The organism is Vreelandella halophila, assembly GCF_019903425.1.
Lineage (GTDB): Bacteria > Pseudomonadota > Gammaproteobacteria > Pseudomonadales > Oleiphilaceae > Halospina > Halospina halophila.
In genome coordinates, this window is record NZ_JACHUZ010000013.1 from 2,020,549 (window position 1) to 2,040,776 (window position 20,228).

General features: G+C 56.3%; 21 protein-coding genes and 2 pseudogenes. 6 read left to right on the plus strand and 17 right to left on the minus strand.

Going from position 1 to position 20,228, the window contains the following annotated elements; translation table 11 throughout:
- Positions 1–39: 39 nt before the first annotated feature.
- The gene (locus H4I92_RS13780) at positions 40–441 is read right to left on the minus strand and encodes a GNAT family N-acetyltransferase (RefSeq protein WP_143512706.1); all 402 of its coding nucleotides are present in this window, start codon (positions 439–441) and stop codon (positions 40–42) included.
- Positions 442–470: 29 nt separating this feature from the next.
- On the opposite strand from H4I92_RS13780, the pseudogene H4I92_RS13785 reads away from it, so the two are divergent.
- Together H4I92_RS13785 and H4I92_RS13790 are read left to right on the plus strand one after the other, a co-directional pair.
- Positions 471–1,742, plus strand: a pseudogene (locus tag H4I92_RS13785) (IS5 family transposase); the annotation flags it as partial.
- A 394-nt stretch (positions 1,743–2,136) separates the two neighbouring features.
- Positions 2,137–2,388 carry a hypothetical protein gene (locus tag H4I92_RS13790; protein WP_077531130.1) on the plus strand — a complete coding sequence of 84 codons (252 nt, stop codon included), beginning with the start codon at positions 2,137–2,139 and terminating at the stop codon, positions 2,386–2,388.
- Positions 2,389–3,029: 641 nt separating this feature from the next.
- On the opposite strand, the gene H4I92_RS13795 is transcribed toward H4I92_RS13790, so the two are convergent.
- A complete protein-coding gene (locus H4I92_RS13795) occupies positions 3,030–3,980 on the minus strand; it encodes an IS5 family transposase (protein WP_077528626.1) in 951 nt (316 codons plus the stop codon).
- Between the two features lie 112 nt (positions 3,981–4,092).
- Here H4I92_RS13795 and H4I92_RS13800 point away from each other — a divergent pair, with 112 nt between their 5' ends.
- Positions 4,093–4,488 carry a PAS domain-containing protein gene (locus tag H4I92_RS13800; RefSeq protein ID WP_077531132.1) on the plus strand — a complete coding sequence of 132 codons (396 nt, stop codon included), beginning with the start codon at positions 4,093–4,095 and terminating at the stop codon, positions 4,486–4,488.
- A gap of 18 nt (positions 4,489–4,506) precedes the next feature.
- Positions 4,507–6,050, plus strand: a protein-coding gene (locus H4I92_RS13805; protein ID WP_143512552.1) for an IS3 family transposase whose coding sequence is annotated in 2 segments (ribosomal slippage) — positions 4,507–4,978 and positions 4,978–6,050 — 1,545 coding nt in all. Because the reading frame shifts where the segments join, the coding sequence is not laid out codon by codon here.
- Positions 6,051–6,188: 138 nt separating this feature from the next.
- Here H4I92_RS13805 and H4I92_RS13810 read toward each other — a convergent pair.
- The 13 genes and pseudogenes from H4I92_RS13810 to H4I92_RS13870 form a co-directional block, all read right to left on the minus strand.
- Positions 6,189–6,425, minus strand: coding sequence for a hypothetical protein (locus H4I92_RS13810; protein WP_218668221.1), 237 nt, complete (start codon positions 6,423–6,425; stop codon positions 6,189–6,191).
- 138 nt (positions 6,426–6,563) lie between these two features.
- A pseudogene (locus H4I92_RS13815) lies at positions 6,564–7,835 on the minus strand (IS5 family transposase); the annotation flags it as partial.
- Positions 7,836–8,153: 318 nt separating this feature from the next.
- The gene (locus tag H4I92_RS13820; RefSeq protein ID WP_143512708.1) at positions 8,154–8,786 is read right to left on the minus strand and encodes a hypothetical protein; all 633 of its coding nucleotides are present in this window, start codon (positions 8,784–8,786) and stop codon (positions 8,154–8,156) included.
- Between the two features lie 88 nt (positions 8,787–8,874).
- Positions 8,875–9,156 carry a type II toxin-antitoxin system RelE/ParE family toxin gene (locus tag H4I92_RS13825; RefSeq protein WP_077531133.1) on the minus strand — a complete coding sequence of 94 codons (282 nt, stop codon included), beginning with the start codon at positions 9,154–9,156 and terminating at the stop codon, positions 8,875–8,877.
- Positions 9,153–9,425: a CopG family ribbon-helix-helix protein gene (locus H4I92_RS13830; RefSeq protein WP_077531134.1), complete on the minus strand. Its 273-nt coding sequence runs from the start codon at positions 9,423–9,425 to the stop codon at positions 9,153–9,155. Before H4I92_RS13830 ends, H4I92_RS13825 begins: the two co-directional genes overlap by 4 nt.
- Before the next feature lie 118 nt (positions 9,426–9,543).
- Positions 9,544–9,954: a hypothetical protein gene (locus tag H4I92_RS13835; RefSeq protein ID WP_077531135.1), complete on the minus strand. Its 411-nt coding sequence runs from the start codon at positions 9,952–9,954 to the stop codon at positions 9,544–9,546.
- Positions 9,955–10,058: 104 nt separating this feature from the next.
- Positions 10,059–10,460 carry a hypothetical protein gene (locus H4I92_RS13840; protein ID WP_077531136.1) on the minus strand — a complete coding sequence of 134 codons (402 nt, stop codon included), beginning with the start codon at positions 10,458–10,460 and terminating at the stop codon, positions 10,059–10,061.
- Positions 10,461–11,027: 567 nt separating this feature from the next.
- Positions 11,028–11,696: a hypothetical protein gene (locus tag H4I92_RS13845; protein WP_077531137.1), complete on the minus strand. Its 669-nt coding sequence runs from the start codon at positions 11,694–11,696 to the stop codon at positions 11,028–11,030.
- A gap of 108 nt (positions 11,697–11,804) precedes the next feature.
- Positions 11,805–12,353, minus strand: coding sequence for an aspartate/glutamate racemase family protein (locus H4I92_RS13850; protein ID WP_077531138.1), 549 nt, complete (start codon positions 12,351–12,353; stop codon positions 11,805–11,807).
- A 239-nt stretch (positions 12,354–12,592) separates the two neighbouring features.
- Complete coding sequence (locus tag H4I92_RS13855) at positions 12,593–13,435, minus strand: hypothetical protein (protein WP_077531139.1); 843 nt, start codon at positions 13,433–13,435, stop codon at positions 12,593–12,595.
- A 178-nt stretch (positions 13,436–13,613) separates the two neighbouring features.
- Positions 13,614–14,564, minus strand: a complete 951-nt coding sequence (locus tag H4I92_RS13860) for an IS5 family transposase (protein WP_077528626.1) — start codon at positions 14,562–14,564, stop codon at positions 13,614–13,616.
- Between the two features lie 293 nt (positions 14,565–14,857).
- Entirely contained in the window at positions 14,858–15,538 is a 681-nt protein-coding gene (locus H4I92_RS13865) for a TSCPD domain-containing protein (RefSeq protein ID WP_077531140.1), read from the minus strand.
- Between the two features lie 30 nt (positions 15,539–15,568).
- Positions 15,569–17,707, minus strand: a complete 2,139-nt coding sequence (locus tag H4I92_RS13870) for an adenosylcobalamin-dependent ribonucleoside-diphosphate reductase (RefSeq protein WP_077531141.1) — start codon at positions 17,705–17,707, stop codon at positions 15,569–15,571.
- A 448-nt stretch (positions 17,708–18,155) separates the two neighbouring features.
- Between H4I92_RS13870 and H4I92_RS13875 the strand changes: the two genes are divergently transcribed.
- Positions 18,156–18,704, plus strand: coding sequence for a hypothetical protein (locus H4I92_RS13875; RefSeq protein ID WP_143512710.1), 549 nt, complete (start codon positions 18,156–18,158; stop codon positions 18,702–18,704).
- Positions 18,701–19,249, plus strand: coding sequence for a methylated-DNA--[protein]-cysteine S-methyltransferase (locus tag H4I92_RS13880; protein ID WP_077531143.1), 549 nt, complete (start codon positions 18,701–18,703; stop codon positions 19,247–19,249). The genes H4I92_RS13875 and H4I92_RS13880 overlap by 4 nt, the downstream gene beginning before the upstream one ends.
- Before the next feature lie 4 nt (positions 19,250–19,253).
- Here H4I92_RS13880 and H4I92_RS13885 read toward each other — a convergent pair whose 3' ends face one another.
- Together H4I92_RS13885 and H4I92_RS13890 are read right to left on the minus strand one after the other, a co-directional pair.
- Positions 19,254–19,628, minus strand: coding sequence for a hypothetical protein (locus H4I92_RS13885; protein ID WP_077531144.1), 375 nt, complete (start codon positions 19,626–19,628; stop codon positions 19,254–19,256).
- A gap of 47 nt (positions 19,629–19,675) precedes the next feature.
- Positions 19,676–20,050 carry an ATP-binding cassette domain-containing protein gene (locus tag H4I92_RS13890; protein WP_080506804.1) on the minus strand — a complete coding sequence of 125 codons (375 nt, stop codon included), beginning with the start codon at positions 20,048–20,050 and terminating at the stop codon, positions 19,676–19,678.
- Positions 20,051–20,228: the final 178 nt, after the last annotated feature.

The window sequence follows — 20,228 nt, forward strand, 5'->3', positions numbered from 1 at the left end:
GGGAACATCTGGCTTGGCGTTGTTGTGGGATCCGGAGCTTTAACGGGGAGGGGAGAGGGGGCGGATCTGCTTGCACATCACATCGACCGCCACTCTCCTGTAAGCGCATCGTTCCATATGACGCCAGCCGAGCTTCTCATACAGCATCGAGGCAAACTCCGTGTAGAGATACCAGACATTAGCATTGAAACGAATTGCTTCATCTTCGCACCGACTAATCAATTCGGATGCTATTCTCTGGTGCCAGAAGGCCTCCTTCACATAAACGGCTGCCAACCAAGGGGCTAAATCCGGCTTGGTATCCATATCGTTCTGAACGAGCGCAGCGGAACCAACAAGCTGACTTCCTGACGTAGTCGCCCCTGCAAAACCCAATTTGATAACAAAAACAGGACCCTGGACGCGTTTTCCGGTATAATTTCTCCCCGGAAATGCACCCACAGACCCAAAACCGTGTAGTTTTCATCGCCATGATTCCCACCGACGACCGCCAGCAGCTCCAGAAAGGGCTCTTTGAGCTCTATCTCGAAGACATGATCAACCTGCGCCATCCACTGGTGCGCATGGCCGAACGCATCGACTGGCAACAGTGCGAAGCACAGTTCGGTCCCTATTGGTGTCCGGATAACGGTCGCCCAGGCCATCCCATCCGGCTTCACGCCGGGCTGCAGATGCTCAAGCACATGCAGGGGCTGTCCGACCGCGAGCTGCTCGATCAGTGGGTGGAGAACCCGTACTGGCAGTATTTCTGCGGCGAGTCGGTGTTCCAGCATGAGCCGCCGATGGACGAGTCCACCATGGGTCGGTTCCGCCGGCGTATTGGTGAGGACGGCGCGCGAGCGCTTTTGAAGATGACGGTTGATCTGGGTGAAGGCACGGGCACGGTTGCTCCCGAGAGTTTCCGAGTGGCGGTGGCCGATACAACCGTGATGCCCAAGGCCATCGAGCACCCCAGCGAGGCGCGGCTGATGGTGCGCGCCCACCGGCGCCTGGTGAGCCGGGCCAAAGCGGACGGTGTGAAGTTCCGCCAGACCTACGAGCGCTCGCTCGATGGGTTGGTCATCCAGATCGGGCGCTACGCCCACGCCCGCCAGTTCCGGCGCATGCACAAACGCCTTCGCAAGCTCCACGGTTACCTTGGGCGGGTGTGCAACGACGTGATCCGACAACAGCCTCGCGGCCAACGCCACCACGGGCTGGATGAAGCGCTTTACCAGGCACTGTACCTGTGGCGCCAGTACGCCGAGCCTCAACACCGGCCCAAGCTCTACAGCCTGCACGAGCCGGAGGTGGACTGCATCGCCAAGGGCAAGGCCCGCACCCCCTATGAGTTCGGCAGCAAGGTCAGTGTGATCACCACCGCACGGGAGGGCTTCGTGCTCGACTGCCAGGCCCTGCGCGGCAACGCCTACGATGGTCACACGCTGCACCAGGGGCTGGAGCGGGTGCACAAACACTGCGGCCAGCTGCCGGTGAACACCCTGGTCGACCGGGGCTATCGCGGCAGCGAGAGCACGCCGCTGACCAACGTGCACATCACCGGCAAGAAGAAAGGCAACGGCACCGCCCACGCCCGCTACCAGCACCGGCGCAACAGCGTTGAGCCGATCATCGGCCACATGAAACACGAAGGCCTGCTGGACCGCTGCCACCTGCGCGGGCGCGAAGGCGATCGGGTCCACGCGGTGCTGTGCGCAGTCGGGTTCAACCTGAGGAAGGTCCTGCGCCGGCTGGCGCGGCTTTTTGGCCTTCAATTCGTTCGGGATCTGCTGGCCGCAATCCATCAATCCGGGAATGATGTTCCCGGATCAACGCCACAGCTCAAACCGGCGACCGCCTGAAAGGCGGGTTTCGCAAGGGCGACTACTTACGATTTTGTATTTGAGCGTGGCCTTGATAATTCGTTGGTACATCAAATCGAATCCAAGGGCTGTCGAAAGATGGTTTCAATGACAACTCAAATTCATAACCAGGCCATTAAATTCGCTCCCTTCGGTCGCCGGACCTCGTTTCACTCGGCCGTTTATGGCGGGCGTTAAGTGCGTTTATGACCGAGCTACTCAGTTCTTTTTTTGAGCTGTCACGATCAAGGGGCGGTCACGTCTCTTGCAGGTTTTGAAGACAGGGAGGTTGGCTATGCAGGGCGCAACCCGCGGAATTTTATACATCGTTTCATTTGTAATGGTGGTCTACGGATTGTCTGACTTGGTTGCGCAATTCAAGGCTGGCGAAGAATTGAGTTGGTCCGTGCCCCTGGTCTTTTTCTGTATCGGCGCAGGCGTACCTGCCTTTCTATTACTCGCTCCAGATATGTTTAGCCATGGTGAACCCGATGAATCTATCTCGCTCACCACTGATAGCGACGATGTTGGGGGTTCTGATGTATAGGTCCTCCCCAGCACTTAACAAGGCGCATCAATTCGCGGCCTGCGGCCGCCGGACGCCCTTTTCATTGCGGCTGCGCCTCCATTACAAGGGCGCCGTTGTGCGCTGGCGTTATAAGTCGGTAAACATGGAGGGAAATCTATGCAAAATATGGAATCTGTTGAGCCGAATAGTGCAATGGCGTGCATTTGGATCGTCCTTTCCGTTTTAGTGGCTACCAGCTCCATTTTCGCGATTTTTGATGCCGTGCCCTATTTTGCGCCGGCATTCTTGGGGCTGGCTTGGATAGTTTTTTTGATGGGGAGGCAGCGCACCAGGAGGTTTGCGCTACCCATGCAAAAGTATTTGGCTTCAATGAGATGGGCTGGGCTCTCAGTGGCATTGCTGGCAAGCATGGGGACCATACTAAACAGTACTTTATAACAATTCGTTATTACGAGAGAGACTTCGCTAGTATAGTTGCTGGTGATACAGCACCAATGCGCATTCGTACATTTCCTTAGGGAACCTCTGAATAACCAGTTTTGAACGCCAATTCCCGATTTCGATCCGGAGATGAACCGATTTCGGCGATAAATGCCCGGTCTATTTGTTCATCTTTTGTCCGGTTAACGCCTTTTTGGCGGCCACCGGACACACTTCCCCTACGCGGGGAGGTATCGTTCACCGACAAGCATGTTGCTGAACGCTGCCAACAGGTAAAGCCGATTGGCGTTCTTCGCCAGGCCGCGGTAGCGGACCTTAGCGTAACCAAACTGACGCTTGATGGTACGAAACGGATGCTCGACCTTCGCCCGAACACTGGCCTTGATCTTTTCCGCCCTGGCAAGGTTGCTGCCTTCCGCCAGCTGTCGGGTAACACCAGGGCGCCGGGCGATGAACCAGTCGACGTTCCGGTGCCGGTGCTCTTTGCGCTTCTCAATGCCCCGGTAACCGGAATCGCCAAAAACCCGTGTTTCATCGCCGTGGAGCAACGCGCCAGCCGCATTGAGATCGTGCTCATTGGCAGCAGTCACTTCCAGCGAATGGATCATCCCAAAACCGTCATCCACACCAGTGTGCATCTTCATTCCGAAATACCACTGGTTGCCCTTGCGGGTCTGGTGCATTTCCGGATCCCTCTCGCCGCTTTTGTTCTTGGTCGAGCTGGGCGCGGAGATGATGCTGGCATCCACGATGCTGCCTTCGCGCAGCATCAGGCCCTGGCGCTCCAGGTGCTTGTTCACTTCCTTGAACATCGCCTTGCCCAGGTTGTGCTGCTCCAGAAAATGGCGGAAGTTGAGAATGGTGGTTTCGTCCGGAATCGAATCGGCCAGGGTCAGGCCGGCAAAGCGGCGCATGGACTCGATCTCGTAGAGTTCGTCTTCCATCGCTGGATCGGAAAGGTTGTAGAACAGCTGCATGCAGTGGATGCGAAGCATCACCTGCAATGGATACGGCCGGCGGCCGTTCTCGCCCTTGGGATAGTAGCGGGCAACCTTGTTCTCCAGCTTCTTCCAGGGGATCAGCTGATCCATGCGCTCCAGGAACTTCTCGCGGCGGGTCTTGCGCTTTTTGTTCTGGTATTCGGCTTCGGCAAAGCTGATCTGGCTCATGGCGTGAAGACCTTCCCGATTGGTGGCTCTGGCGCTATTGTCGCAAATCCGGGGGCTTTTTCAGAGGTTCCTTAGATTAACCAAAGCTGGCTTAAAGAGCCTAAGGTACTGTATGAGTGATCCCAAAGAAGCCCTGCAATTCCCTCTTTTCAGAGCCCTTGCCGACATCAGTTTTGATTCGGTGATGGTAACGGAAGCCGCCAATGACCATAAGGATTCAGTGGTGGTGTATGTCAACGAGGCGTTCAAGGAACTGACGGGCTATTCGGCCGAGGAGGTTCTGGGGAAGACGCCGGGCCTGCTGCAGGGTCCGGAAACGGAAAAGGCGGTTACGGATCGCCTGGCCGATGACCTGAAGAACCACCGGACCTTCCACGGCAGTACGACCAACTACCGCAAGGACGGTTCGCCATTCACAATCGAATGGACCGTGACGCCGGTACTGGATGAAGGAAAAGTGACCCATTACGTCGCGGTACCCCTATGCGTCAAGGTAGTTGTCGCCTGATGATTTCAGAGGACAACCATGCCCCATTATTCACCGGAACGTAAGGAAGCCATCCTCCAGAAGATGGCGCCACCGCGCAGCTTGACTGTGGCCGAGTTGGCCAGCCAGGAAGGCATCAGTACGGTAACCTTGTACAATTGGCGTAAAGCCGCCAGAGAGCAAGGTGCCGTTTTGCCATCGAACTCAGCCACCCCCGAGAAGTGGAGTAGCGAAGAGAAGTTCCGCATTGTGCTGGAGACCGCCCCAATGACGGAGGCGGAGCTCGGTGAATATTGCCGCAAACACGGTCTGTACCCGGAGCAGATCGAGGCCTGGAAAGCCGCCTGTGCGGGGGCTAATGCCCAGTCTGATGAGCAGGCCAAAAGGAACCGGCAAGCGACCAAAGCCGAGAAGAAACGAACCAAAAAACTTGAGTCGGAATTGCGACGCAAGGACAAGGCGCTTGCGGAAACGGCGGCTCTGCTGACGCTGTCAAAAAAAGCCGAGGCGATCTGGGGCCCCAAAGACGAGGACGAATGACCAGCCTCCCGGATCGCCAGCAGGCCATTACTCTGATTGAACAAGCGCAGAGTAGCGGAGCCCGGCTGGAGAAGGCTTGTGCCTTGCTGAACCTGACTGTACGCACTTATCAGCGCTGGACGACTGACAAGGGTGTCAAAGCGGACCAGAGGCCATTGGTGCCCAGAGCGGCGCCGAGCAATAAACTGACGAACCAGGAGCGCCAGGCCGTGGTATCGCTGTGCAATCAGAAAGAATATCGAAGCTGCCCGCCGGCGTTTATCGTGGCCGATCAGCTGGATCAGGGACGCTACCTGGCCTCGGAGTCAACGTTCTATCGGGTTCTGCGTGAGTACGATCAGGTGCACCCCAGAGGCCGACAGAAAGCACCTGAGAGCAGGCGCCAAGCGACCACACACAAGGCGACACAACCAAACCAACTGTGGTCGTGGGATATCTCATGGTTACCGGGCCCGGCCAGAGGCACCTGGTTCTACCTGTACCTGATGCTGGATGTGTACAGCCGCAAGATCGTTGGCCATGAGGTCTACGACAGCGAAACCGGAGAGCTGGCCAGTGAGTTCATCGAAAAGGCGTACTGGCGTGAGCATCTGGCAACGAAGGACAAACCACTGGTGCTGCACTCGGACAATGGCAGCCCCATGAAGGCGTCGACCTTCCTGGAGAAACTGTACGACTTGGGCATTACGCCCTCGAAAAGCCGCCCCAGAGTGAGCAATGACAATGCCTACTCGGAGTCGCTGTTCAAAACGCTGAAGTTCCGCCCGGGGTTTCCGACAAACGGCTTCACAACAATCGAACAGGCCCGGGACTGGGTGTTGGCGTTCGTGCGTTGGTACAACACCGAGCATCGCCACAGCGCCCTGAATTACGTGACACCACAGCAGCGCCATAACGGCGAAGCTGACCAGATCCTGTTCCAGCGTCAACGGGTTATCGAGGCTGCGAAAGCTGAAAACCCGCGCCGCTGGTCCGGTGATATTCGAAAACTCAGCTTGCCGGAATCAGTGACTCTGAATCCGGAAACGGCGGTCAATTGTTAAAGAGCTGATGACTTAAACGCGACATCTACGTTGACAGACACCGGTACAGCGAACCGCAAAGTAACTGCGGTTTTGACCGCGACCTCTATTTCCTCCTGAAGTTCCTTCAAAAGTAACGCCGGAACCTCTCGGTTCCGGCTACACCTCCCGGTGCCGGTTAATCAGCTCACAGAGCGCATCCAGCCCATCCGTCAGCGCCGCAGGCCCCGGCTGAAGAATCAACGGTGACTTCACTTCGTAAAGCGCGTTGTTGGCAACGGCGGGAATGGCATCCCAGCACCAGATCCGGCTGGAAGCACTTGAACCCATCGCTGACGCTGGAAGGGCGAGCCGCAGCAGTCGCTGATGCTGCAGGGCGAGAGGGTATTCCTTCAATCTTTATTGCTACGTCGTCGCCCTTGCGAAACCCGCCTTTCAGGCGGTCGCCGGTTTGAGCTGTGGCGTTGATCCGGGAACATCATTCCCGGATTGATGGATTGCGGCCAGCAGATCCCGAACGAATTGAAGGCCAAAAAGCCGCGCCAGCCGGCGCAGGACCTTCCTCAGGTTGAACCCGACTGCGCACAGCACCGCGTGGACCCGATCGCCTTCGCGCCCGCGCAGGTGGCAGCGGTCCAGCAGGCCTTCGTGTTTCATGTGGCCGATGATCGGCTCAACGCTGTTGCGCCGGTGCTGGTAGCGGGCGTGGGCGGTGCCGTTGCCTTTCTTCTTGCCGGTGATGTGCACGTTGGTCAGCGGCGTGCTCTCGCTGCCGCGATAGCCCCGGTCGACCAGGGTGTTCACCGGCAGCTGGCCGCAGTGTTTGTGCACCCGCTCCAGCCCCTGGTGCAGCGTGTGACCATCGTAGGCGTTGCCGCGCAGGGCCTGGCAGTCGAGCACGAAGCCCTCCCGTGCGGTGGTGATCACACTGACCTTGCTGCCGAACTCATAGGGGGTGCGGGCCTTGCCCTTGGCGATGCAGTCCACCTCCGGCTCGTGCAGGCTGTAGAGCTTGGGCCGGTGTTGAGGCTCGGCGTACTGGCGCCACAGGTACAGTGCCTGGTAAAGCGCTTCATCCAGCCCGTGGTGGCGTTGGCCGCGAGGCTGTTGTCGGATCACGTCGTTGCACACCCGCCCAAGGTAACCGTGGAGCTTGCGAAGGCGTTTGTGCATGCGCCGGAACTGGCGGGCGTGGGCGTAGCGCCCGATCTGGATGACCAACCCATCGAGCGAGCGCTCGTAGGTCTGGCGGAACTTCACACCGTCCGCTTTGGCCCGGCTCACCAGGCGCCGGTGGGCGCGCACCATCAGCCGCGCCTCGCTGGGGTGCTCGATGGCCTTGGGCATCACGGTTGTATCGGCCACCGCCACTCGGAAACTCTCGGGAGCAACCGTGCCCGTGCCTTCACCCAGATCAACCGTCATCTTCAAAAGCGCTCGCGCGCCGTCCTCACCAATACGCCGGCGGAACCGACCCATGGTGGACTCGTCCATCGGCGGCTCATGCTGGAACACCGACTCGCCGCAGAAATACTGCCAGTACGGGTTCTCCACCCACTGATCGAGCAGCTCGCGGTCGGACAGCCCCTGCATGTGCTTGAGCATCTGCAGCCCGGCGTGAAGCCGGATGGGATGGCCTGGGCGACCGTTATCCGGACACCAATAGGGACCGAACTGTGCTTCGCACTGTTGCCAGTCGATGCGTTCGGCCATGCGCACCAGTGGATGGCGCAGGTTGATCATGTCTTCGAGATAGAGCTCAAAGAGCCCTTTCTGGAGCTGCTGGCGGTCGTCGGTGGGAATCATGGCGATGAAAACTACACGGTTTTGGGTCTGTGGGTGCATTTCCGGGGAGAAATTATACCGGAAAACGCGTCCAGGGTCCTGTTTTTGTTATCAAATTGGGTTTTGCAGGGGCGACTAAGTAGCGATGCCCCACCAAGCTCCAGATTTTTGAATGCTCCTTGTGGGTAAATCACTGCGGTAGCTACGAAGCAGAATCCGATATACATCGACCAGAAAGCGACCTTCTGATTTTTGCTCATGGCCTGAATCCTTTTGTATTCATAACGCCAGCTATCACGCGCTTGTCGCGTGCATGGCATTGTTAGGAATACTGGCCTGTTAGAGCACAAAGCTTTTTATTATATCTAAAGCCTTTGGATGCAAATCATCATAAATGGTTTCCATTAATTCTCCAAGTTGATAACTTCTGAACTGTTTATCAAAATCTTCAGAACAAAACTGAGCCGATTTATTCTCTGAAAAAATACCGCTATCGATGCGGACTATACGGCGGTGTTTTGATACATTTGCGATATGCTCTAACTCCTGATAGGAATCAGAAGCACGTAACGCTTTAATTTTAGCCACTCCATCGGAAAACGTTGAAGATGCATGAGAGTTGATAATGCAACCCCAGTTTACATGACGAGATTCGGCATCATCATTTATCTCTATGAGGAGATTTAGCAAATATGGAATCGACTCAATCAATGAGTGGAGAGCACGAAAAAACGAAAAGCAATTAGCCTCAAAAGCCACCCGATAGCACTGAGGGTTCTGAATTTCTTTTCCGTCTAGCTCTCCCGCCATAGCAGAAAGAAAAAGCTTATACTCTTTATGATATTGCTCGTAGTGGTATCTGCAGTATTCGTCTTGATACCCGAGACTTCTAAAAGCTACTTCAAATCGAGAGTTGCGTTTTGCATCAACATTCGTGTTTAAGCGCTCTCGCAGATCTTCAATTTTAAGCACTTAAATCCTCCTAACGCGAAGCTTTGCGGCAGTTTTGGAGCCGCGCAGCGGTGGAAAAACTGTCCGACAACAGCGGCTGGTTAAATTGCTATCGTTCACCTTCCAGCTCGTGCCATACCCGTAGAATGATGATGGCACTCACATGTACGGAATAGCGAACAATGTACTTGCCAAAGACCATGTCGCGGATGGAATCAGGCACCGGCGCCAGTTCAACCGGTGTTCCCATTCTGGGGAAGTCTGGCAGTAATTCGATTTTGCTAACCAGTTCTGTGGCTATCCTGCCTGCCGCAGAAGGATTGTGAACCGCGATAAACTCCCTGAGGCGTTTCAAATCATCAATGGCTTCATCCGTGTAAACCAGTTTCACTTACCCGACCTCGGCGCATCCTGCTCGTTTTCGGTTCCCCAACTATTGAGCCAACCATGGACCTCGCTAGCATCAACTACCTTTCCTTGGGCAGCCGATTCCATTGCCTCCAGAGTTTGCTGCCAACGCTCCTGCTCACGCTGTTCTTTTTCGATGTACTCCGAAAGCGCCTGGTTAATCACCCAGCCTTTGCTCCGGTGAAGTCTGCCAGCGATTGCTTCCAGGTGCTGCTCAACTTCCGCCTGAAGGCGAACTGTAGTAACACTCATGACTGTACCCTCAAATTTGGTGACTACAACGTATTACACCATAGTCTTCGAGGGTGCAGCAAAAATTTAACGGCGAAGCGCACCGGCGCACTTTAGTGCGTCCGCGTGGCGCGACTGGTTAGGAGTGGCGTAACTTATCAACAAAATGCTCCTTCATTCGGTACATCGGGCAATTCTTAGCGGTAATGTCTTCGATGTACCCGAGTTCCTCCAAATGACGTACAGCAGCGCCTAAATCACTATGCACATCTGTGTGGTACTCAAAACAAGGCTCATCTCGATTAATGCTTGTCCGGCTGCTCTTAACGAAGAACTCTCTCACGCTTCGGAGCTCAGAATCTCTGACATCTTCTTTCATTTCCTCAATGATCGCCGGGAATCGCCTCTCGATTTCAGCCCATTGTGCCTGCTGGGCGGAGGAAGCCTCTTTTGCCCTTCTCTTATCTGTGTACTTGGCCGCAAAATATTGACCGGAAGCACCTGTTAACGTGCCCACCACAAACCCAACGACTAGTGCGAATGGGTCCATCTAGCCCCTCCTAACGAATAGCTAAGCGGCGGCCCGACAGGGCCGTCCGGTGGACGGCCCAAGGCCGGGAACGAACTTGAGCGACTGGTTGGGCGCTCCACGGCCTAGAGGTTCAACCACGCGCTGGCCATTCCAACGAAAAATATTCCGATCCCAGCGAACTGAATGCTGTGGGCGACTGCATATCGTTTCAAAAACCCAGAGGGAAGACCTAGCGCTCTCATTTTTACATTGGTGTAAATCGCGAACACAACAATGTAGGTAACCAAACCTGAAAATATCAGAATTTCGAGCGAACGCAGGCTCATCTCCGTGTAGCGTCCAACCAAGAAATACCCGCCGCCAAGAACCACTACTGGAATCAGACCATATGCCCGGATTTGACTAAAAGCGTCCACGATGGTGGCTTTCTGCTCAGACGTCAGCTGACGCATGGCCCGCTCGGACAGCATCCGGCCCAAAATCACCAGTGCTAGGAACAGAAACATTGCGATTTCAATTGGCATATCAGTCTGCTCTGGTGCGCTCAACGATAGGCTCACCCGCGCCGAGGCCCGACAGGGTCCTCAGCCTCGGATGAAGCACCTTGTGGGGTTAGCCACGCTTCGCATTCTGCCGAATAATACTTTTTAGGAGTCACCGTTCTTCGCCATATTGCCTGTATTGCGAACCCGAATGCGCTAGCAGCCGCCATCCCTACGCCCATAGAAATCGGAATTCCAATTGCACCAACAATGCTAGGCGCAGCTCCCAAGGCCAGTGCGTGATTGATAAGAACAACTGCCAGAACCGCCGCCACCACAAAAACAAGTAACCACTTGAATGAGTAGACCGCTCTCCGCCAACTATATCGCTCGGCCGATTCATTGTGCTGAGGCTTTGGCCCCCGCCGCCGGTAAAGAAAACGCGCGACTCCGGCTTTTGGCCACCACCCCTTAATGATGACTACGATCAGGACAAAGACGGCCAGGCCAATTTGGAGCCAATCAACAAGATCCATTTATCCAACCCAACGCCTTGCTCACCGGTAAATTGGGAGCGTAGCGAGCAATTTATCCGCGTGAAGCAATTGGTTAGACGCTCACTCGCGCCATAAACTCAGTCACTGAAGATAGCAAGTTCCTAACCTGCTCTTCGTTGTACTCTCCATAATGTCCGTGTGCAGCCTTATTTCGCAAATCGAGCCAGCCAGTGATCATTTTTTGGTCAAGTTTGGAGTAGGTTTCAGCGCGAGTAAGGTCAGCGTTCAGAACATCCGCTTTTTTTGGAATCTCTTTCTCGTCTCGCCGGATCACTGTTTCAATGCCATTCTTTAAGCAGAGCTGCCTTAGATGTTCCTCGAGCACACTCCCACACATTATCGCTGCGGGGTCTTTGTAACCTGATTCAAGCAAGTGCTCCGCCATCTCAATAAAATCTGCAAAGACCTCGGCAGTGACTAACCCTTTAATAGAGAAGAGCCAACCACCTTCGATTTCAGACCGAATCGCTTTTAGTATCGCAATGCACTTATCAGCATCACCTGGTCTAGAACCTTTGGCGCCTTCCTTTATCTCGGAAAAATGTGGATGAGTCGATCCATAAATTCGTTCCACAAATGATAACGATGCACTGCGAAAACCGCTCATCAACCCCGAATCAACAAACTCTCCTCCAAAATCGGATCTGCGACGAGTCGTAAGAACTTCTTTCCCCATCGCAAGTAATTCATCAACCCTATTTACCAGATCATCAACTTTCATAAGCTTCTCTTGAGCGTTCTAACGAATAGCTACGCGGCGGCCCAACAGGGCCGTCCGGTGCCCGGCCGCAAGGCCGGGAACGAACTTGAGCGACTGGTTAGTGGTGATCTATCGGATCTGGCGCACCAGTTCGTCGATATGAACAAGGCCACTATCTACCACCTTATACCCGCAATTGCCGTCTCCAAATGCCAAGAATAAATCAGTTCCCGCAAGCAGTACTGCCTGGGCGCCTTGCTCTGAGCAAAGGCGCGCTCCAACCTTAATGAGGGAGTCACTTTCAAATTCAGTCGCCTCACCTCGAGTTGCCATATTCATGTACAACTCGTTTACCAGCTCAAGGTCTTCACCCTCAGGTACGACTAGTTCAGCCGCCGATACACCACCAAAAAGGCGGGTTTCCATAGTAACCTTGTTACCAAGTATCCCGACTCTCTCAAAACCCCGCTCTGCCAGATAACGATCTACCTCGCCGACCATGCTTACGATAGGTAACGGCGAAATCTCGGAAAATTCATTCTCACAAAAGTGCCCCGCAACGGAAGCCAACGCGACTACGTCCGCTCCTGCGGCCTTTAGCCGGTTGGTTAATTCAAGATAAATCTGAGCCTGGGAATTAGCAGAGCCAGCCTTGAGATTCTCCACCAACTCTGACATCTGGGCGTGGACGATCGTCAGGTCGAGTTTCCCGCGCCAATGCTGTTGGCCTGCCTGACCAAATTCCGGTAATAGAACTCGGTTGCGCCTGGGCCGATTCCGCCAATGATCCCTATGTGCATGTAATACTCCTTTTCCCACTAACGCCAATATTCAGCGCGGCGGCCTTTGCGTAGCGAAGCGAAGAAAAGGCCGTCCGGTGGAGGCTCGTCAGGGCCGGAACGAACTGGAATGACTGGTTAGCGCTTTTCCATACCAATGATGATCTCCTTAGACGGGATTATTAACGTCATTTCCCCAGTTTCTATAACCGTATTCGTTCCGATGCCGTTAAACAGAACAGTCGCGCTATAAATTGCTCCCTTATCAAGGGCTTTGGCGGACTTTACATCATTAGCCTTCAGAAATTTTGTATATTTTTCACTTACAAATACTTCTGCAGATTGTGTCCTAATCCCTATTAACGTCATCGCTTGGTTCAAAATATTTCCTTGAGACTTGCTTACGATCAATGGTACTAAAAAGGCCACCAAAACCAAGCTAGCTTTCACCTTTTTATCTGTCTTACCGTCTAACTTCCCTGCTTTGGGGTCTGTATTCCATAGGCCATAAATAAAACCCATGACTATTGACGAAAACAAAAGACCATATGCGACCTCTATATTTTTCAAAAACATATACAATATAAAAGATAGAATAACAAGCCCAAAAAAAACAATCCCAAACTTGTCGCCGCCAAGTTCAGGGAAGTTTATTCGATATGAAACTATTTCTTTGTCAGCGAACCTTCTTGCTCGATTATAAACATAGAGACATACAGACTGGAGAAGTCTAATAATTGGCGTCAACGTAATTCCAGCTGAAAACAATGCGATTACTACTAGGGAATAGCTGAAAGAGAATGCGAGACATGCTGCTATAAAAAGAAAGCCGTCACCAAGAGTCACGCCGGTAGGGTAATAGCCGATAACTCCACAATAAACAACAACAATTAGTACACCAATGGCTATGCCTACCTGCAGGCATAGCTTCGTAATCACGGCTGTAACGTTTAGTGGTTTTTCTAACTCTTCAAACTTCATAGTCGTCTCTGTCTAAGATCAAAGCACATCGCGCTAAGGAACCTCTGAATAACCAGTTTTGAACGCCAATTCCCGATTTCGATCCGGAGATGAACCGATTTCGGCGATAAATGCCCGGTCTATTTGTTCATCTTTTGTCCGGTTAACGCCTTTTTGGCGGCCACCGGACACACTTCCCCTACGCGGGGAGGTATCGTTCACCGACAAGCATGTTGCTGAACGCTGCCAACAGGTAAAGCCGATTGGCGTTCTTCGCCAGGCCGCGGTAGCGGACCTTAGCGTAACCAAACTGACGCTTGATGGTACGAAACGGATGCTCGACCTTCGCCCGAACACTGGCCTTGATCTTTTCCGCCCTGGCAAGGTTGCTGCCTTCCGCCAGCTGTCGGGTAACACCAGGGCGCCGGGCGATGAACCAGTCGACGTTCCGGTGCCGGTGCTCTTTGCGCTTCTCAATGCCCCGGTAACCGGAATCGCCAAAAACCCGTGTTTCATCGCCGTGGAGCAACGCGCCAGCCGCATTGAGATCGTGCTCATTGGCAGCAGTCACTTCCAGCGAATGGATCATCCCAAAACCGTCATCCACACCAGTGTGCATCTTCATTCCGAAATACCACTGGTTGCCCTTGCGGGTCTGGTGCATTTCCGGATCCCTCTCGCCGCTTTTGTTCTTGGTCGAGCTGGGCGCGGAGATGATGCTGGCATCCACGATGCTGCCTTCGCGCAGCATCAGGCCCTGGCGCTCCAGGTGCTTGTTCACTTCCTTGAACATCGCCTTGCCCAGGTTGTGCTGCTCCAGAAAATGGCGGAAGTTGAGAATGGTGGTTTCGTCCGGAATCGAATCGGCCAGGGTCAGGCCGGCAAAGCGGCGCATGGACTCGATCTCGTAGAGTTCGTCTTCCATCGCTGGATCGGAAAGGTTGTAGAACAGCTGCATGCAGTGGATGCGAAGCATCACCTGCAATGGATACGGCCGGCGGCCGTTCTCGCCCTTGGGATAGTAGCGGGCAACCTTGTTCTCCAGCTTCTTCCAGGGGATCAGCTGATCCATGCGCTCCAGGAACTTCTCGCGGCGGGTCTTGCGCTTTTTGTTCTGGTATTCGGCTTCGGCAAAGCTGATCTGGCTCATGGCGTGAAGACCTTCCCGATTGGTGGCTCTGGCGCTATTGTCGCAAATCCGGGGGCTTTTTCAGAGGTTCCCTAACAGGTAATGATAGGAATTCTGCGTTATTGATATCCCTGAATTCGGTATAGCGCCAGCTTGCTTTGCTGAGTTTATCCGGAATCTATCCATAAAATCAGGGGCCTACCACGCAGGCGTAGACCGCGATGTAATATCCTGAATTCCCGTTTACCCGCATCCAATCAACCCCAACCAAAAAGCCCCCTGGGGCGCGAACCGCAGGGGGCTTGGTTTCCGGCTCAGCCGCACTTACTCTCACCACAGGCAAGACAGGTCTCACACCCATCCATCATCACCATGGCCTTGGTGTGGCACTTGCCACAGACGGTGGCATTGGAAGGGTAGCTGCCTTCCGCGTTGGAGACTGGCTCGCCATTGGTCTCAAAGGCGGCTTTCTTCTCGGCGATCATCCGCTGGGTGAGCTCGCTCATCTCCTCGGTCTCGATCAGGCCGATGGCCTTCATATGCTTCTCGATCACGTAGCCGATCTCGGCCACTAGGGAGGGCATGAAGACGCCGCCTTTCTTGAAGTAGCCGCCGCTCGGGTCGTGCACGGAGCGCAGCTCTTCCACCAGGAAGGTCACGTCGCCGCCCTTGCGGAACACGGCGGAGAGCACGCGGGTGAGGGCGATCACCCACTGGAAGTGCTCCATGTTCTTGGAGTTGATGAACACCTCGTAGGGGCGGCGGGTTTCGTGGTCCGTGCCCTCGTTGAGGATGATGTCGTTGATGGTGATGTACATCGCGTGGTCATCGATCGGCGGCTTGATCTTGTAGGTGGTGCCCAACAGGAACTCGGGCCGCTCGATGTGCTCGTTCATCACCAGCGGCTGGTTCTCGGCCGCCTGTTCCTCATTGGCGGCGTTCTCTTCCTTGAGAACGCGCTGGTCGACGATTTTCTTCTCGATTCGGACGGTCATTTTCTCGGGTCTCCGTAGTCTGGATTCGGTTCAGTACTTACCGTAGGTGCCTTCCTTGAGGGCATCGAAGAGGTTGGCGGCGTTGTGGATCTCGCCGTCGTATTCGATTTCCTCGTCGCCACTGACCTGGACGGTACTGCCATCTTCCAGCGTGAACTCGTATTGGGTGCCTTCAAGGTCCTTCTGCTTCACCAGCACGCCCTGGAAGGCTTCGGGGTTGAAGCGGAAGGTGGTGCAGCCCTTCAGCCCCTGCTCGTAGGCGTACATGTAAATGTCCTTGAAGTCGTCGTACGCGAAGTCCGTGGGCACGTTGGCGGTCTTGGAGATGGAGGAGTCCACCCACTTCTGGGCCGCGCCCTGGATGTCCACGTGCTGCTTCGGGCTCACGTCATCCGCAACGGTGAAGTAGCTCGGCAGCTGCTCCTCCGGGTTCTGGGAGTCGGGCATGGCCTTTTCGTTCAACAGTTCGCGGTAGGCGAGCAGCTCGAAGGAGAACACGTCGACCTTCTCTTTGGACTTGCGCCCCTCGCGGATCACGTTGCGCGAGTAGTGGTGCGAGAAGCTGGGCTCGATGCCGTTGCTGGCGTTGTTGGCCAGCGACAGCGAGATGGTGCCCGTGGGCGCGATGGAGGTGTGGTGCGTGAAGCGCACGCCTTTCTCGGCGATCTGCTGCACGACCTCCGGCTCCGCCTCGGCGATCTTCTGCATGTAGCGGCTGTAGCGGGCGTGCAGGATGCGACCGGGCACCTTGTCACCGGCCTTGTAGCCGTCTTCGCGCATCTCCGGGCGCCATTCGAGCATTTCTTCGGTGAGCTCGAACTCATCGTTCATGATCGGCGCCGGACCTTTCTCGTCGGCCAGCTTGACGCCTTCACGCCAGCCTTCCAGCGCCATCTCTTTGGTCACTTCCTCGGTGAAGGCCACGGAGTCGGCGGAGCCGTAGGGCATGCGCAGCATGGCGAGGGTGGAGCCCAGGCCGAGGATGCCCATGCCGTGGCGGCGCTTGTATTCGATCTCGTGGCGCTGCTTGTCCAGCGGCAGGCCGTTGAGCTCGACCACGTTGTCCAGCATGCGGGTGAAGATGCCCACGACCTTGCGGTACTTGTCGTAGTTGAAGCGCGCCTTCTCGGTGAAGGGGAACTCCACGAAGCGGGTCAGGTTGATGGAGCCCAGCAGGCAGCTGCCGTAGGGGGGCAGGGGCTGCTCACCGCAGGGGTTGGTGGCGCGGATGTTCTCGCAGAACCAGTTGTTGTTCATCCGGTTGACCTTGTCGATCAGGATGAAGCCCGGCTCGGCGTAGTCGTAGGTGGAGGACATGATCTTGTCCCAGATCGCGCGCGCCTTCAGCGTGCGGTAGATCCGGCAGGCGACGCGGCCCTTGCCGTCGGTGACGTAGCCATCCTTCACCGGGAAGTCACGGTAGACGAACTGTTCCGGGTCGTTCAGATCCAGGCCTTCCTTCTCGGCTTCCTCGCGGGAGACGGGGAAGGAGAGCTGCCAGTTGGCGTCGTTCTTCACCGCCTCGATGAAGTCCTCGGTGATCAGCAGCGAGAGGTTGAACTGGCGCAGGCGGGCATCTTCGCGCTTGGCTTCGATGAAGTCGATGATGTCCGGGTGGTGCACGTCGAACGTGGCCATCTGCGCGCCACGGCGGCCGCCGGCGGAGGAGACGGTGAAGCACATGCGGTCGAAGATGTCCATGAAGGACAGCGGGCCGGAGGTGGTTGCACCAGCGCCTGCCACATAGGCGCCCTTGGGCCGCAGGGTGGAGAACTCGTAGCCGATGCCACAGCCGGCCTTGAGGGTGAGGCCCGCCTCGTGGTTCTTCACCAGGATGTTGTCCATGGAGTCGTACACGGTGCCGGAGACGGTGCAGTTGATGGTGGAGGTGGCCGGCTTGTGCGCCTCGGCACCCGCATTGGAGGTGATGCGACCGGCCGGAATGGCGCCGTTACGCAGGGCCCAGACGAAGTCCTCGTGCACGGCCTTGCGCTTCTTGGCGGTCTCCACGGAGGCCAGGGACTCCGCGACGCGCTTGTAGGTGTCCTCGATCTCCCGGTCGACGGGCTCACCGGCTTTGGTCTTGAGTTGGTACTTGCTGGCCCAGATGTCGACCGAAGTTTCCTGGAATGGAATGTTGTTGGTCAGATCCTGCGTCTTGGCGTTCATGAGTGGCGTTGTCCCTGGTTGTTGCTTGGATACCGGTTGCGTAATGCAACCACCATATCTTGTGTTTGCGTTTTGAACAGCCCGTGGCTCAGCCGGACCCCGCGGAGAGGGTGAAGCGGGGCATGTTCCCGGCTGCAGGGCTTAATAGGAGAGCAGACCGAGGCAATGCCTCCGGCCTGTTGACATGCGATGCCATTTTTGATTAACCCCCAATATATCGATTTTTTCTTGTTGTTGATGCCCGTATATTGTGGTTTTGGGGTTTCGGATGTCAAGTGAACATGACGCCCGGCTGGGGTGGATTCGGCAGGATCCGCCCATGGCGGGGGTTGCGGCTGAAGAGGTCGGTACGGGGGCGAAACCGTAGCGTGCAATCTACTAGATATAGTATTGGGTGAAGACTCCGGAGCAATGGGTTATCCTGCGGTTTTCCGAGATGGACCCTCTCATGCGGATTAGAATCCTACCATTGCTTTTTCTGGCCTCTGTCGCGCTGCTGGCCGCCGGCTGCACAACCACGGATGTGGCAATGGAGCAGCAGGCCGCTCCCGAGCCGGTAACCGACGACCGGCCACTGCCGAGCTGGAACCGACTGATGCGGGAGACCCTTCCGGTGGTGAAGGCGGAGCTGGCCGCCGAAGGGGAAGATTTCCGGCCGCGGGCGTTTGTGCTGTCCCGTCGTGGGGGTGTCCGGGGTGTGCATATTGATCCCGCCTCCGGGGCGGATGACGCCGAACGGATCGAACTGATCTTCGAGAGCCTGGAGGCCATTCTCCGGGGCGATGACGTGGTGGCGCTGGTGGTCTACGCCACGGGTGAGGGCGAACTGCTCGACAGCCGTGACCGAAGTGACATGGTGGTGGCGCATCTTGAGCATTTTTCCGGCAGGGCTTTGCTGCGGCGCCTGAGCTATACGCGGGATGGCGACGAAGTGAACTTCGGACCCGAGGACGTGGACCGTACCAGTGCCCTGGTGATGGGGGAGGGGAAGCAATGAACGTCATCTGGCTGCAGCGCCCGGAGGCTGTGGGGGCGCTGATGTACGGTGAGCTTGATTCGCCCTGGGGGCGGGTCTGGTCCCTGTGGCATGAGGATGCGCTGACGCAGCTTGCATTTGTGGACAGCCCTTCCGATCTGGAAAAGCGTTTCAACCGGGTAGTGAAGGTCTGGCGCCGTGAACCTGAACCCATGGCGGAGGATGATGGCCGGCTCACCGACCTCGCTGCCATTCTGAGGGCCTGGCCCCATCAGGCCGAGGCATCCATGCCCACGCTTGAGATGGTGGGGGCTGCCTTCCAGCAGCGGGTCTGGCGCTATCTGTTGCGGCTCGACCCGGGCCAGTGCCTGACCTATGGGGAAGTGGCCCGCCACATTGGCCAGCCCGGGGCAGCCCGGGCGGTGGGGGCCGCGGTGGGCGCCAATCCGGTGCCCGTTCTGGTCCCGTGCCATCGTGTGCTGCCGGCTTCCGGCGGAACCGGGCACTACGGCGGTGGTGAGCGGCGTAAGCGGTGGTTGTTGAGCGGCGAGGGCGTGGGCCTGTGAAGACCTACTGGGCGTTCTGCGGCGGCAGGCGGTAGCGCATGCGCTTGCTGATGCCGCGGAAGGCAAGGTAGAGCAGGTAGATAAAGGCGATCACCAGAATCAGCGCGGCCAGGGCCAACCCCCCTTCCTGCAGCAGCAGGGTATTGTTCCCTTCCGAAACCAGAAGCGCAAATGCCCTGACACCATGGTGCTGGAGCAGGTAGAACGTGATCCCGCCCCCCAGCACAGCCGAAATGAACTGGCTGATGATGATCAGTACTGAGGGGATGGTCGCCTTGTGCCCGCAGTGGCCGCATTGATAGCGGTCGGTGTATTCGGGCTCATCCTCGTTCCGGATGGGGTCCATAAGCCCCTGTCGGCAGTTGGTGCATACGAGCATGCGGCCTGGTCTCCGGCAGATGGGTGAGTGACTGACTGTATAGTCTTTCAGGCGCTGGAGTACAACCCCGGCGACGTATCAATGCCGCGTCTGGGGGCTTTCTTCACCGGGGCAGTACGGATGCCTCCCTGGCGCATAACGCCGATGCGGTCCGCCATGGTCATGGCGAAGGCAACGTTCTCGGCGAGGGTCATGTGAGGGAAGAGCGCGTAGTCCTGGAAGACCATGCCGATGCGCCGCTTCTGGGCGGGAAGCCTGGTGATGTCGCGTTCACTCAGAAGAACCTGGCCGTTGTCGGGCTTTTCGTCGTCGCTCACCCGCTCCGGCGAGTACACACAGGTGCGGGCACGGCCGGCCACGGCAACCCATTCGCCGGTGCGGCTGCGGAAGATCCGAATACAGGGATTCAGGCAGCGCTGCAAGGCGCTCTGCTTTGGCCAGTGAGCCCATGGCACCGGTGTCCTGGCCCCAGAATACGTCGGCGGGTGTCTGCTCACCTTCTTCCTGCAGAAGTACGGCCAGCTGGGTTGGTTGATGGCCGAGATGCCGAGATAGCCACCGGCGGCGATCAACACAAGCACGATTAGGCCAATCAGTTTG

What these genes read in the sequence shown, in the direction of transcription:
- H4I92_RS13880 (WP_077531143.1), top strand. Translation starts at nt 18,701, where the DNA reads ATGAACGTCATCTGGCTGCAGCGCCCGGAGGCTGTGGGGGCGCTGATG.
- H4I92_RS13850 (WP_077531138.1), bottom strand. Translation starts at nt 12,353, where the DNA reads ATGTCAGAGTTGGTGGAGAATCTCAAGGCTGGCTCTGCTAATTCCCAG.
- H4I92_RS13855 (WP_077531139.1), bottom strand. Translation starts at nt 13,435, where the DNA reads ATGAAGTTTGAAGAGTTAGAAAAACCACTAAACGTTACAGCCGTGATT.
- H4I92_RS13875 (WP_143512710.1), top strand. Translation starts at nt 18,156, where the DNA reads ATGCGGATTAGAATCCTACCATTGCTTTTTCTGGCCTCTGTCGCGCTG.
- H4I92_RS13860 (WP_077528626.1), bottom strand. Translation starts at nt 14,564, where the DNA reads ATGAGCCAGATCAGCTTTGCCGAAGCCGAATACCAGAACAAAAAGCGC.
- H4I92_RS13840 (WP_077531136.1), bottom strand. Translation starts at nt 10,460, where the DNA reads ATGCCAATTGAAATCGCAATGTTTCTGTTCCTAGCACTGGTGATTTTG.
- H4I92_RS13870 (WP_077531141.1), bottom strand. Translation starts at nt 17,707, where the DNA reads ATGAACGCCAAGACGCAGGATCTGACCAACAACATTCCATTCCAGGAA.
- H4I92_RS13885 (WP_077531144.1), bottom strand. Translation starts at nt 19,628, where the DNA reads ATGCTCGTATGCACCAACTGCCGACAGGGGCTTATGGACCCCATCCGG.
- H4I92_RS13790 (WP_077531130.1), top strand. Translation starts at nt 2,137, where the DNA reads ATGCAGGGCGCAACCCGCGGAATTTTATACATCGTTTCATTTGTAATG.
- H4I92_RS13845 (WP_077531137.1), bottom strand. Translation starts at nt 11,696, where the DNA reads ATGAAAGTTGATGATCTGGTAAATAGGGTTGATGAATTACTTGCGATG.
- H4I92_RS13865 (WP_077531140.1), bottom strand. Translation starts at nt 15,538, where the DNA reads ATGACCGTCCGAATCGAGAAGAAAATCGTCGACCAGCGCGTTCTCAAG.
- H4I92_RS13830 (WP_077531134.1), bottom strand. Translation starts at nt 9,425, where the DNA reads ATGAGTGTTACTACAGTTCGCCTTCAGGCGGAAGTTGAGCAGCACCTG.
- H4I92_RS13800 (WP_077531132.1), top strand. Translation starts at nt 4,093, where the DNA reads ATGAGTGATCCCAAAGAAGCCCTGCAATTCCCTCTTTTCAGAGCCCTT.
- H4I92_RS13795 (WP_077528626.1), bottom strand. Translation starts at nt 3,980, where the DNA reads ATGAGCCAGATCAGCTTTGCCGAAGCCGAATACCAGAACAAAAAGCGC.
- H4I92_RS13835 (WP_077531135.1), bottom strand. Translation starts at nt 9,954, where the DNA reads ATGGACCCATTCGCACTAGTCGTTGGGTTTGTGGTGGGCACGTTAACA.